Here is a 12,591-nt window from a genome sequence, read left to right as displayed (position 1 = left end):
TCAAGTCTAGGGTCGCCCGCATCCGCGCAGCCGGATCAGCGCACCCCGTACCGCCGCGGCCGTCCGGCGCAAGGGGCAATCCGCCACGGGCGGCCACCCCTAGGGTGTAGCCATGGCGACCGAGTCCGACGACACCTCCTCGCGGGAGCGCTCCGACGATCCCACCTCCCAGACCCCCGACCCGGAACAGGCGGCGGCTCCCGACGACGTCATCCGCGAGCCCGAGGACGTCGCGCCCGACACGACCGACGGTGAGACCGGCGAGGCACGCCGCGTCGGCCCCGAGGGCGAGACGGAGCCGATGTCGGGCGGCTCGGAGAAGCCCAATCCCAAGGCGGCCCTCGTCTACAACCCCATCAAGGTCGACGGCGACGCTCTGCGCGAGCAGGTGCTCCGCGCCGCCGAGGCGGCCGGGTGGGAGGAGCCCCTCTTCTACGAGACGACGGTCGACGACCTCGGCGACGACGTCACGCGTCAGGCGCTCGAGTCGGGCGTCAACGTCGTGCTCGTGGCCGGCGGCGACGGTACGGTGCGTGCCGTGTCGGGAGAGATGAGCGGCAGCGGCATCCCGCTCGCCATCGTCCCCAGCGGAACGGGGAACCTGCTCGCCCGCAACCTCGGTCTGCCCCTCACCGAGCCCGAGACCATGATCGAAGCGGCCTTCAGCGGCGACCGGACCGCGATCGACGTCGGCTGGGCGCGGATCACCCGCGAGAGCGGCGAGGTCGAGAAGCACGCGTTCGTCGTCATGGGCGGCATGGGGCTCGACGCGGCGATGATCGCCAACACCAACCCGCAGCTGAAGAAGTCGGTGGGCTGGGTCGCATACGTCGACGGCGCGACGCGCTCGCTCGTCAACGCCAAGCCGTTCCGCGTCGTCTACCAGCTCGACGGGCACCGCATGCACGCGGCTCGCGTGCAGAGCGTGCTCTTCGCGAACTGCGGGTCGCTGCAGGCCGGCATCGCCCTCATTCCCGAGGCTTCGATCACCGACGGCCAGCTCGATGTCGTCATCATGCAGCCGAAGGGCTTCTGGGGCTGGCTGCTCGTGTGGCGCCGCGTCGCGTGGGATAACAGCTTCCTGCGGAAGTTCCGGGCCGGACGCCGTGTGCTCGCGCTGCGGACGAAGGACAACGCGGTCGTCTACTCGCGAGGCCGCGGCGTCGCTCTCGCCCCGCAGGAGCCGCACCCGGTGCAGCTCGACGGCGACGAGTTCGGCGAGGCGAAGCACGTGCAGACCCGCATCGACCCGCGCGGTCTCGTTGTCGCCGTGCCGGCCGGGCATAAGCTGCCCGGCGGCTGAGCCCCCGCGCGTCCGCGCTGTCAACCGCTCGCTGACGCCGGGGTGGCCCGACAGGATGACGGGATGAGCTCGCCTTCGATCGTCTGGTTCCGCGACGACCTGCGCCTGGCCGACCACCCCGCGCTGCGCGCCGCCCTCGACCGCGGGGAGCCCGTCGTCGGCCTGTACGTGCTCGACGAGGAGTCTGCGGGCATCCGCCCGCTCGGCGGCGCCGCACGGTGGTGGTTGCACCACTCGCTCGCATCGCTCGCCGACGATCTGCGCGCTGGCGGGTCGCATCTCGTGCTGCGCCGCGGAGCTGCGGCATCCGTCGTCCGGTCACTCGTCGACGACATCGGTGCCGGAGCCGTCTACTGGAACCGCCGGTACGGCGGAGCCGAGCGTGCTGTCGACACCGACCTGAAGGACGGTCTGCGCGCCGACGGCGTCGAGGTCGAGTCGTTCGCGGCGAACGTGCTGTTCGAGCCGTGGACGGTGAAGACCGGGAGCGGCACTCCGTTCTCGGTGTTCACCCCGTTCTGGAACGCGGCACGCAACCTGCCCGCCCCGCGTGAGCCGCTCCCCCGGCCGGACGAGGTCCCCGGCCTGCGCTCATCGCCCGCCGGCGACGACCTCGACGATTGGGAGCTGCTGCCCACCCGGCCCGACTGGGCGGGCGGTCTGCGCGAGCGCTGGCAGCCCGGCGAGGCGGCGGCGCGCGCACGCCTGCGCGAGTTCCTCGACGACGACCTCGGCACCTACGACGCGGCCCGCGACGAACCCAGCGCGGGAGCGACCTCGCTGCTCTCGCCGCGCCTGCGATGGGGCGAGCTGAGCCCGCACACCGTCTGGCACGCAGGAGTCGAAACCGGCGGCGGCACCGGCGCCCATGCGACCTCCGCCTCGCGCTTCCTCTCCGAGCTCGGCTGGCGCGAGTTTGCGTCGCACACGCTCTACCACTTCCCCGATCTCGCGACGAAGAACTGGCGGAGAGGCTTCGACGCCTTCGCCTGGCCGGCCCTCGACCCCGCACACCTGACGGCGTGGGAGAAGGGCGAGACCGGCGTGCCGATGGTGGATGCCGGGATGCGCGAGCTCTGGCACACCGGATACATGCACAACCGGGTGCGGATGGTCACGGCATCCTTTCTCACCAAGAACCTGCTCATCGACTGGCGACTCGGTGAGCAGTGGTTCTGGGACACCCTCGTCGATGCCGACGGTGCCAGCAACGCCTTCAACTGGCAGTGGGTCGCGGGGTCGGGCGCGGACGCGTCGCCGTACTTCCGCATCTTCAACCCCGAGCGCCAGGCCGAGAAATTCGACCCGAGAGGGCTCTACATCGGCCAGTGGGCACCCGACAGCGCCGCGCGCGAGCCGATCGTCGACCTCGCGGCGACCCGCAAGGCGGCGCTGCAGGCGTACGAGGCGGTGAAGCGGGCGCGGTGAGGCGGGCGCGGGAATGCCCGCGGCGGCCGCACGGTTGACAGAGGCGATATGACTGATGCATCCCGCCCCGCCCTGTCCGTGCTCGACCTCGTGCCCGTGCGCACGGGACAGACCAGCGCGCAGGCCATCGCGGCGTCGCTGACCGTCGCGCAGCGGGCGGACGAGCTCGGCTACCGCCGCTACTGGTTCGCCGAGCACCACAACATGCCCGCCGTCGCCTCGACGACCCCGCCGGTGCTCATCGCAGCCGCGGCAGCGCGCACTTCCCGCATCCGGGTCGGCTCCGGCGGCGTCATGCTTCCCAACCACTCGCCCCTCGTCGTCGCCGAGCAGTTCGCGGCGCTCGAGGCGATCGCCCCCGGACGCGTCGACCTGGGCATCGGGCGCGCCCCCGGCAGCGATCCCGTCATCACGCAGCTGCTGCGTCAGTCGGGCACGACGAGCGACGTCGACCGGTTCCCCGACAACGTCCGCGACATCCTGGCCCTCGTGACCGGCGACGGCGCGACGGTGCGGTTCACGTCGGGCGGGACGTACGACGTCCACGCGACGCCCGCCGCCACGACGACGCCGGATGTCTGGCTGCTCGGATCGAGCGACTACTCGGCGCAGCTCGCCGCCGCCCTCGGCCTGCCGTACGTGTTCGCGAACCACTTCTCGGGTGAAGGCCTCGACCGTGCGCTCGGGCTCTACCGCGACCAGTTCCGACCGTCCGAGACCCTCGATGCGCCGCGGACGTTCCTCACCGCGAACGCCGTCGTCGCCGACAGCGATGCGGAGGCCGAAGCCCTCATGCTGCCGCAGGCCCGCATGATGGCACGCCTGCGGGGAAACCGTCCGCTCATCGCCCTCGAGACCGTCGAGGAGGCCGCCGCCGCCGAGGCGACCGACCACCTCGCCGCACCGCTGCTGGATGCCCTGCGCTCGCGCTGGTTCGTCGGCACCGGCCCCGAGGCCCAGGCCGCCCTCGCCGCGTTCGCCGCGCAGCACGGCGTCGACGAGGTCATGGTCTCGCCGGTGTCGGCCGCGCACGACGGCGAGCAGCCGGATGCCGCTCCCGCCCGCATCCGCACCCTCGAGCTCCTCGCCGCCTGACCCTGACCCGGCCCCGGCCCCGGCGGTCGTGGGGAGGCGGTGGGTCAGGCCTCGGGCTCGCCGGAGATCAGGGCCCGCAGCCAGTCGCGCGCCTCGACGAAGACGTCGTCGGAGTACCGCTGCGGGTAGCGGACGATCGCCCGGTCCGCGCGCGGGTACGACCCGAGGAACAGCACCTTCGGGCTGAAACGCCGCACGCCCATGAGGGCGTCGGCCATGCGCTCGTCGGCGACGTGGCCGTCGGCGTCGATGACGAACCGGTACCGTCCGAGCGCGTCGCCGATCGGCCGCGACTCGATCAGCGAGAGGTTGATGCCGCGGGTCGAGAACTGCTCGAGCAGCTCGAGCAGCGCACCCGGGTGGTCATCGGGCAGCTCCGCGATGAGCGAGGTCTTGTCGGCCCCCGTCGGCGACGGCGGGGCGACCGTGCGGCTCACGAGGACGAACCGGGTGACCGCGTGCTCGTTGTCGCCGATGTCGGATGCGAGCAGCTCGAGGTCGTGATGCTCGAGGATGCCGGGGGGCGCGATCGCCGCGTCGGCGTCGCTGACCCCGTCGATGAGGCCGACCGCGGCGGCGACATTGCTCGCGGCGGGCAGGTGCGCGTGCTCGGGGAGCGTCTTGAGCAGCCACTGCAGGCACTGTGCGTAGGCGACCGGGTGCGCCGCGATGAGCGACACGTCCTCGATTCGAGTGCCGGGCCGCGCCACGAGCACGAAGTTCACGGGCACGAGGTACTCGCCGACGATCCGCAGACCCGGCATCGTGGCCAGCGCGTCCTGCGCCGTCGAGACTCCGCCGTCGACGGAGTTCTCGATCGCGATCATCGCGGCATCCGAGCGTCCGTCCACGACATCCGCGAGCGCTTCGCCGACGTTGCGCACCGACCGCCAGATCTGGTCCCGCGCCTCGGGCACCTGGGCGAGGGCGGCCTCGGTGAAGGTCCCCGCCGGCCCGAGATAGCTGTAGGTGCGGCGGGCGGGCTGGTCGTCGTGCTCGGGCGTCACGCAACGAGCCTAGACCGGCGCGCCCACGGCACGCGCACGCTGGTCACGAGCACGCCGAGCACGAGCACCGCTCCGCCGACGATCTCGGCGGGGGCGGGGATCTGTCCGAGCAGTGCCGCGGCCGCCGCCATCGCCACGACGGGTGCCAGCAGCACCCACGGCACGACGGCGGCTGACGGATTGCGCGCCAGCAGACCGTTGAAGATCGCGTAGCCGACGAGGGTGCAGAGCCCCGCGGTGTAGACCGTCGAGACGAGGGCGCGGATGCCGAACCCGGCAAGACCCGCGCCGATCGCTTCCGGCCCCTCGAACACCAGCGCCAGCACGAGCGCGGGCACCGGCACGACGAGGGCGGACCAGACGGTGAGCGAGAGCGCCCCGAGCGGACCGCGCCCGGTGACCACGCCGGCGCGGCGGGCGATCACGTTGCCGACGGCCCACGAAAGGGCGGCGCCGAGCGCGAGCACGACGGCGAGCGCGGGAGCGTCTCCCCCACGGCCGGCGGCGACGGTCGCGAGCCCGGCGATCCCGAGGCCCACGCCGATCACCTGCCCCGGTGTGGGGCGCTCGCGCAGCACTCCGGCCGCGATGACGACGGTGAACACCGCCTGGGCCTGCATGAACAGCGCGGCGAGACCCGGCTGCAGCCCGAGCCCGAGAGACAGGTACAGCAGCGCGAACTGGCCGAGGCTCATGAACAGCCCGACCCCGATCACCGACCCCCAGCCGGCCCGAGGGCGCGGCACCACGAGCGCGAAGACGGCGACGGCGGCGAACCGGATCGCCACGAACAGCAGAGGCGGGATGCCGGCCATGCCCCAGTCGATGACGAGGAAGTTGAACCCCCACAGGGCCGCCACCGCAGCCGCCAGGATCATGTCGCGTCGAGTCACGAGGCTCAGTCCACCGTCCAGAACGATCAACGACAAGCGATGCTTTCTCCACTCGAATCGGTAGCATCACTTCATGATCGATCTGGATGCCGTCCACTCGCTGCGGACCGTCGCACGGGAAGGCAGCGTCGCGGCCGCGGCATCCGCTCTGGGATTCACACCCTCGGCGGTGTCGCAGCAGATCAAGCGTCTCGAGCGCGAGACCGGTGTCGCACTGCTCGAACGCGTCGGCCGCGGTGTGGCCCTCACGGCTGCCGGAACGCAGCTCGTGGTCGGGTCGACCCCGATCCTCGCCGACCTCGAGCGACTGCGCGCCGACCTGCACGCCGGCGTCGGTGCGGACGGAGACGGCCGCGTCACCGGCGAGCTGCGCCTCGCCGCGTTCTCGACCGTCATGCGCGGGCTGCTCGCTCCCGTGCTCGTGGAGCTCGCGGGCGCCCACCCCGACCTGCGTCTGCCCGTGCGGGAGAGCGAGCCGTGGGAGACGGTGGCGCTCGTCGCCTCCGGCCAGCGCGACCTCGGCATCGTGCATCAGTGGGGCGGCGTCGCGCTGGCGATCCCCGAGAACCTCGTCGTCACTCCGCTGTTCACGGATGTCGCCGACGTCATCCTCCATCGCGACCATCCGCTCGCCGGCCGCGAGGTTCTGCACCCGGCCGACCTCGCGCGCGAGCAGTGGGTCGCGACCTTCGACACGACCATCTGCCGCCAGTGGCTGCGGCGGCTGTTCGACGGCGTCGGCGGGGCACCCCGGGTGCTGTACGAGTCGATGGAGTTCGAGAACCACATCGAGCTCGCCCGAACCGGAGCCGTCGTCGCGCTCGTGCCGCGCCTGGGCCGCGGCGACCTCGGACCCGACCTCGTCGCGGTGCCGACGGCAGCTCCCGCGTCGACGCGCGACATCTCCGCGGTGCACCGGCGCTCGCAGGCCGACTCCCCCGCGCTCCGCGCGGTCCTCACCGCGCTGCTCGCCGCCACGAACGCGCGGGATCGGCCGTGAGTGCCGTGTCAATCCGTCACCGCCGCGCCCGGAAACGGGCAGACTAAGCACTATGAGCCGTGCAGGAGCGCCCGCAGAAGCATCCGACCTCATCGACATCGATGAGCTGATCGCCGCCTACTACGACCGGAAGCCGGATGCCGCGGTCCCCGGGCAGCGCGTCGCGTTCGGAACGAGCGGCCACCGCGGTTCGTCGCTGTCGACGAGCTTCAACGAAGACCACATCCTCGCCACGACCCAGGCGATCGTCGACTATCGGCGCGCTCAGGGCATCGAGGGCCCGCTCTTCCTCGGGCGCGACACGCACGGCCTCTCCCTTCCCGCAGAGCGCAGCGCCATCGAGGTGCTCGTCGCGAACGGCGTCGACGTGCGGGTCGACTCCCGCGACTCGTGGGTGCCGACGCCCGCGCTCAGCCACGCGATCCTGACCTACAACCGGGGCCGCGCGCTCGACGACGCGGGCCGCGCCGACGGCATCGTCGTGACGCCCTCGCACAACCCGCCGCGCGACGGCGGCTTCAAGTACAACCCCCCGCACGGCGGACCCGCCGACACCGACGCGACCTCGTGGATCGCCGACCGCGCGAACGAGCTCATCGCCGCCGGTTTGGAGGGCGTGCACCGCACCCGTCACGCCGACATCGACCTCGACGCGCTCGGCCAGTACGACTTCCGTGACGCGTACGTGCGCGACCTCGCCACGATCATCGACGTCGACGCGATCAAGGCGTCGGGCGTGCGCATCGGGGCCGACCCGCTCGGCGGTGCCTCGGTCGAGTACTGGGCGCTCATCGCCGAGGTCTACGGCCTCGACCTGACCGTCGTGAACCCCGAGGTCGACCCGACCTGGAAATTCATGACGCTCGACTGGGACGAGAAGATCCGCATGGACCCGTCGTCGCCGTCGGCGATGGCCGCGCTCGTGGCGCGCCGCGACGAGTACGACATCCTCACCGGCAACGATGCCGACGCCGACCGCCACGGCATCGTGACGCCCGACGCGGGTCTGATGAACCCGAACCACTACCTCGCCGTCGCGATCGACTACCTCTTCGCGAACCGCCCCGGCTGGCCGGCGGATGCCGCGGTCGGCAAGACCCTCGTCTCGTCGATGATCATCGACCGCGTGGCCGAGTCGCTCGGCCGCGAGCTGCTCGAGGTCCCCGTGGGCTTCAAGTGGTTCGTTCCCGGCCTGCTCGACGGCTCCGTCGCCTTCGGCGGCGAGGAGTCGGCGGGGGCCTCGTTCCTCCGCAAGGACGGCAGCGTGTGGACCACCGACAAGGACGGCATCCTGCTGTGCCTGCTCGCCGCCGAGATCCTCGCGGTCACGGGCAAGACTCCGTCGCAGCGCTACGCCGAGCTCGAGGCCCAGTTCGGGTCGTCGGCCTACCAGCGCGTCGACGCCGCGGCGACGCCGGAGCAGAAGGCCGCGCTCGGCAGGCTGTCGGGCGACGCCGTGACCGCCACGGAGCTCGCTGGCGAGCCGATCACCGCGAAGCTCTCGCACGCGCCGGGCAACGGTGCAGCGATCGGCGGCCTGAAGGTGCAAACCGAGCACGCGTGGTTCGCCGCGCGCCCGTCGGGCACCGAGGACGTCTACAAGCTCTACGCCGAGAGCCTGCGCGGACCCGAGCACCTCGCCGAGGTGCAGGCCGAAGCGCGCGCCGTGGTCTCGGCCGCGCTCGGCGCCTGACCCCGCGGCATCCTCGCATCACACGCCCAATGCACGGCTGAGCGCCGGTTGCACGACCTTCGAGCGTGAGCGGGCCGTGCGCTCGCGGCGAAGCCGTGCGCTCGGGCGCGTACCGCGGTCAGGACGGGCGGCGCCGGGATGCCGAACGGGGCGGCGCCGAGCGCAGGTGCGTCGTCACGCTGCCGAGGATGCGCGCGAGGTCGGCGGCGTCCGCGTCCGACAGCCGCGCGAACAGCAGCCGATGCACGGTCTCGATGTGACCGGGGAACACGGCGGCGAGCACCTCGCGCCCCGCGTCAGTCAGCACGACCACGGTGCTGCGCTCGTCCTCCGGAGACGGTGAGCGCGTGACGTATCCGCGCTGCTCGAGCAGCGTGGCCTGATAGGTCAGCCCGCTGCGGCTGTACACCACGCCGTCGGCGAGGTCGGTCATGCGCAGCGTGCCGCCCGGGGCGTCATTCAACCGCGCCAGCAGCTGGAACTGGACGTAGCTGAGACCTCCGGCATCCTTCAGCTGCGCCTCGACGGCGGGACGCAACAGGCTGCCCACCTCTGTGAAGGCGAGGTAGGCCGCGAGCTGCGTCGACGTCAGGGAGCGTGGCGCGTTCGTCATGGTTTCGATCATACCTATTGCTTCACATTCGAAGCAGTGCTACGTTCTCCATATCGCTTCGAATTCGAAGCACTTGAGCGTAAAGGATCACATCATGAAGGCAGTGCAGTTCTCTCGGACCGGTGGCCCCGACGTCCTGGAGGTCGTCGACATCGACCGCCCCGAGCCGGCCGCGGGGCAGGTCCGCATCCGAGTAGCCGCATCCGCGTACAACGCGGCAGACGGCGGGATGCGCGCGGGCTTCCTCCCCATCCCGATCGAGTTGCCCCACGTGCCCGGGTACGACGTCTCCGGGCACGTCGACGCGGTCGGCGCGGGCGTGAGCGACCTTGCCGTGGGCGACGCCGTCATCGCGTTCCTCCCCATGGAGCACGACGGCGGAGCGGCGGAGTTCGTGCTGGCTCCCGCCGACGCCGTGGTCGCCGCGCCCACGAGCATTCCCCCCGCCGATGCCGCCGCGCTGCCCTCCGTCGCGCTGACCGCATGGCAGGCCCTCTTCGACGACGGTCGCCTCGAACCCGGCCAGCGGGTGCTGATCGTCGGCGCCGGCGGCGTCGTCGGAAAGTACGCCGTCCAGCTCGCCAAGCGCGCCGACATCCACGTCATCGCCACCGCGAGCCCCCGCAGCGTCGACGCCGTCCGCGCTGCCGGAGCCGACCAGATCATCGACCACACTACGACCGACGTGCTGGGCGCGATCGACGGACGAGTCGACGTGCTGCTGAACCTCGCCCCGATCGAACCCGAGCTGTTCGAGGCCTACGTCGGGGCCGTCGCCGACGGCGGCGCGGTCGTCAGCACGACGGCGTTCATGGCCACGCCGAGCGACGAGGCGCGCGGCGTCCGTGCCGCGACGGTGTTCGTCCGCCGCGATAGCGACCGCCTGGCCGAGCTGGTCCGCCTCGTCGACGAGGGCGCGCTCACCGTCGAGGTCACGCGGCGCATCCCCCTCGCCGAGCTCCCCGCGCTGCACGCCGAGGCGGCTGAGAGCGGCATCGCGGGCAAGGTCATCGTCCTGCCCTGAGCGGCGCCATCCTCGCATCACCCCCCATGCACGGCTGCGCGCCGAGTGCACGACCTTCGAGCGTGAGCAGGCCGTGCGCTCGGGGCGAAGCCGTACGCTCGGGCGAGTCAGCGGGCGAGGAGCTCGGCCAAGCGGGGCAGCTGCGACTCGTCTTCCAGCGCTGAGCCGACGGCCACCACGCGTACGCCGGCGTCGAGGAAAGTCGCGGCGTTCGCGGCATCCATCCCGCCGGTCGCGACGAAACGCACACCCGGGAACGGCCCGCGGATGTGCTTGAACCAGTCCGCGCCGAGCCACTGGGCGGGGAACGCCTTGAGCCACGTGAGGCCGAGTGCCACCGCCCGCTGCACCTCACCCGGGGTCGCGACGCCGGGCAGGATCGGGATGCCGTGTCGCTGCGCCGCCCGCACGACCTCGGGATCGAGCCCCGGCGAGACGACGTAGGCCGCGCCCGCGTCGACGGCGAGAGCGACCTGGTCGACGGTGACGACGGTTCCGGCGCCGACGGCCTTGCCGCGCTCAGCGCCGAGACGCACGACCTCGCGCAGCGCGCGTTCGTCCTCCGCGGTCTGCAACGGCACCTCGACCGAGTCGATACCCAGGTCCCACGCGGTGGTCGCGAGACGCACGGAGCGTTCGAGACCCATCCCCCGCAGGATCGCCATGAGCGGGGCGCCGGCGAAGATGTCGTCGAGCGCCGTGTTCGCGTCGGTGTGCAGGGTGGTCATGAGACAGTCCTCTCGAGGGGTGGTTCGTTCTGGTCGGGCGCCGGGGCGGGGTCGGGGAAGTCGCCCGTCGTGGCCATCGTGAGCGCCGCACGCTCGTGCCCCGACCGCAGCCGGTCGTAGGGCGGGGCGCCAGCGAGCAGCGCCGCGAGGTACCCCCCGGCGAAGGCGTCGCCGGCCCCCACGGGCTCGACGACGTCGACGACGAGAGCAGGCTCGAAGACCGCGCCGTCGCGCGTGAACAGCGTGGCACCGACGGCACCGTCCTTGACGACGAGCTGCGGGACGTCCGGCAGCAAGGCGCGGGCGGCGTCCGCTGTCGCGGCATCCCACAGCGTCTCGGCCTCGTCGCGACCGACGAAGACGATGTCCGCGCGGCGTGCCAGGTCGAGCAGCGGGTCGGCAGCCGCAGCCGCGGCCCACAGCGGCGCCCGGTGATTGACGTCGACGCTCACGGACACGCCCGCCGCGCGCGCCCGATCGACGATCCGACGCAGGAACGCCGGGGCCGTTCCGCCCAGCGCGGCCGTGATCCCCGAGACGTGCAGCACCGCGACGCCGTCCCACGAAAGCGCGTCGGCGTCGGCTTCCGAGAGCTGCGCGGCCGCCGACCCGGCCCGGTAGTAAGTGACGCCGTGACCGGGGTCCTTCAGGTAGAGGCCGGTCGGGTAATCGGCGTCGATGACGACCCGCGAGACGTCGACTCCGCGGGCACCGACCCGCGACAGGACCCGTCGACCGAGGGCATCGTCGCCGACGCGGGAGAACCACGCGGCGGGCTGACCGAGCGCGGCCGCGTGCGCGGCGACGTTCGACTCCGCTCCCCCGGCGTCGATGCGGAACACCTCGGCGTGCTCGAGGCGCTCCGCCGCAGCGGGCGCGACCATCGCCATGGTCTCGCCCGCCGTCAGCAGCGCCCCACGCAGCTCCCCCCGCATGGCCCCGCTCACTTCAAGGTCGTGACGGGTGCGGCATCCATGTCGTCGAACGTCTGGTTCTCGCCCGCCATCGCCCAGATGAACGAGTACGCCGCAGTACCCACTCCGGAGTGCAACGACCAGCTCGGCGAGATGATCGCCTGCCGGTCGGCGACGACGAGGTGCCGGGTCTCCTCGCGCTCACCGAGCAGGTGGATGATGCGGGCGTCCTCGGGGACGTCGAAGTACAGGTAGCACTCGGTGCGACGGTCATGGGTATGGGCGGGCATCGTGTTCCACATCGAGCCCTCGTGCAGCGTCGTCACGCCCATGACGATCTGACAGCTCTGCACGCCGTTCTCGTGGATGTACTGGTTGAGCGTGCGGCGGTTGCTCGTGGCCTGGTCGCCGAGCTCGCGCACGGTGCCCTCGCCGGGCGACACGAGCGCCGCCGGGTAGGCGGTGTGCGCGGGCGCCGAGAACAGGTAGAACTGCGCGCCCCCCTGGCCATCGGCCGCGTCCGCGTCGGCGAAGACGACGTCGCGGATGCCGCGGCCGAGGTACAGGCACGCGCCCGTCACGAGCGTGTAGACCTCGCCGTCGGCGGTGACCGTGCCGGTGCCACCGACGTTGATGATGCCGACCTCGCGGTGCTCCAGGAAGTAGTCGCTGCGGATCTCGGGGTAGCCCGGAAGCACCAGCTCGCGTCCGGCCGGCACGGCGCCGCCGAGGACGATGCGGTCGTGGTGGGTGTAGACGACGGTGATCTCACCCGGCACGAACACCTCGGGCACGAGGTACTGCTCGCGCAGGTCGGCGGTGGTCATGCCGGGGATCTGCGCGGGGTTGGTCGCGTAACGCTGCTGCATGGGGGTTCCCTTCTGGGGCGGTTC

12 protein-coding genes are annotated in these 12,591 nt (G+C 72.0%); 6 read left to right on the top strand and 6 right to left on the bottom strand.

What is annotated here, in order from left to right; genetic code table 11:
- Nucleotides 1–112: 112 nt before the first annotated feature.
- From P6897_RS03030 to P6897_RS03020, 3 genes are all read left to right on the top strand, one after another.
- Complete coding sequence (locus tag P6897_RS03030) at nucleotides 113–1,303, top strand: diacylglycerol kinase family protein (RefSeq protein ID WP_323987231.1); 1,191 nt, start codon at nucleotides 113–115, stop codon at nucleotides 1,301–1,303.
- A 63-nt stretch (nucleotides 1,304–1,366) separates the two neighbouring features.
- Nucleotides 1,367–2,731 (top strand): deoxyribodipyrimidine photo-lyase, encoded by a 1,365-nt coding sequence (locus tag P6897_RS03025; RefSeq protein ID WP_282502048.1) that lies wholly within the window; start codon nucleotides 1,367–1,369, stop codon nucleotides 2,729–2,731.
- A gap of 48 nt (nucleotides 2,732–2,779) precedes the next feature.
- On the top strand, nucleotides 2,780–3,826 hold the full coding sequence (locus P6897_RS03020) for an LLM class flavin-dependent oxidoreductase (protein ID WP_269267208.1): 1,047 nt from the start codon (nucleotides 2,780–2,782) through the stop codon (nucleotides 3,824–3,826).
- A gap of 44 nt (nucleotides 3,827–3,870) precedes the next feature.
- Here the strand turns inward: P6897_RS03020 and pheA are convergent, their stop codons facing one another.
- Both pheA and P6897_RS03010 read right to left on the bottom strand, forming a co-directional pair.
- A complete protein-coding gene (gene pheA / locus P6897_RS03015) occupies nucleotides 3,871–4,833 on the bottom strand; it encodes a prephenate dehydratase (RefSeq protein WP_112616472.1) in 963 nt (320 codons plus the stop codon).
- Entirely contained in the window at nucleotides 4,830–5,726 is an 897-nt protein-coding gene (locus tag P6897_RS03010; RefSeq protein ID WP_282502047.1) for an EamA family transporter, read from the bottom strand. Before P6897_RS03010 ends, pheA begins: the two co-directional genes overlap by 4 nt.
- A gap of 73 nt (nucleotides 5,727–5,799) precedes the next feature.
- On the opposite strand from P6897_RS03010, the gene P6897_RS03005 reads away from it, so the two are divergent.
- Nucleotides 5,800–6,726, top strand: a complete 927-nt coding sequence (locus tag P6897_RS03005) for a LysR family transcriptional regulator (RefSeq protein WP_282502046.1) — start codon at nucleotides 5,800–5,802, stop codon at nucleotides 6,724–6,726.
- A gap of 52 nt (nucleotides 6,727–6,778) precedes the next feature.
- Nucleotides 6,779–8,419 (top strand): phosphoglucomutase (alpha-D-glucose-1,6-bisphosphate-dependent), encoded by a 1,641-nt coding sequence (gene pgm / locus P6897_RS03000; protein ID WP_112616468.1) that lies wholly within the window; start codon nucleotides 6,779–6,781, stop codon nucleotides 8,417–8,419.
- A gap of 118 nt (nucleotides 8,420–8,537) precedes the next feature.
- On the opposite strand, the gene P6897_RS02995 is transcribed toward pgm, so the two are convergent.
- Nucleotides 8,538–9,032 carry a MarR family transcriptional regulator gene (locus P6897_RS02995; protein ID WP_282502045.1) on the bottom strand — a complete coding sequence of 165 codons (495 nt, stop codon included), beginning with the start codon at nucleotides 9,030–9,032 and terminating at the stop codon, nucleotides 8,538–8,540.
- Between the two features lie 94 nt (nucleotides 9,033–9,126).
- Between P6897_RS02995 and P6897_RS02990 the strand changes: the two genes are divergently transcribed.
- Nucleotides 9,127–10,056 (top strand): NADP-dependent oxidoreductase, encoded by a 930-nt coding sequence (locus tag P6897_RS02990; protein ID WP_282502044.1) that lies wholly within the window; start codon nucleotides 9,127–9,129, stop codon nucleotides 10,054–10,056.
- Nucleotides 10,057–10,163: 107 nt separating this feature from the next.
- On the opposite strand, the gene P6897_RS02985 is transcribed toward P6897_RS02990, so the two are convergent.
- The 3 genes from P6897_RS02985 to kduI are packed head-to-tail and all read right to left on the bottom strand — an operon-like array spanning nucleotide 10,164 to nucleotide 12,567.
- Complete coding sequence (locus P6897_RS02985; RefSeq protein WP_269267200.1) at nucleotides 10,164–10,784, bottom strand: bifunctional 4-hydroxy-2-oxoglutarate aldolase/2-dehydro-3-deoxy-phosphogluconate aldolase; 621 nt, start codon at nucleotides 10,782–10,784, stop codon at nucleotides 10,164–10,166.
- A complete protein-coding gene (locus tag P6897_RS02980; protein WP_269267199.1) occupies nucleotides 10,781–11,719 on the bottom strand; it encodes a sugar kinase in 939 nt (312 codons plus the stop codon). Before P6897_RS02980 ends, P6897_RS02985 begins: the two co-directional genes overlap by 4 nt.
- Nucleotides 11,720–11,727: 8 nt before the next feature.
- Nucleotides 11,728–12,567: a 5-dehydro-4-deoxy-D-glucuronate isomerase gene (kduI, locus tag P6897_RS02975; RefSeq protein WP_274178352.1), complete on the bottom strand. Its 840-nt coding sequence runs from the start codon at nucleotides 12,565–12,567 to the stop codon at nucleotides 11,728–11,730.
- Nucleotides 12,568–12,591: the final 24 nt, after the last annotated feature.

The organism is Microbacterium sp. BDGP8, assembly GCF_029991045.1.
Taxonomy (GTDB): Bacteria; Actinomycetota; Actinomycetes; order Actinomycetales; family Microbacteriaceae; genus Microbacterium; species Microbacterium plantarum.
Note: the sequence above shows the minus strand (reverse complement) of the source record. Positions and strands in the feature narration are given on the sequence as shown.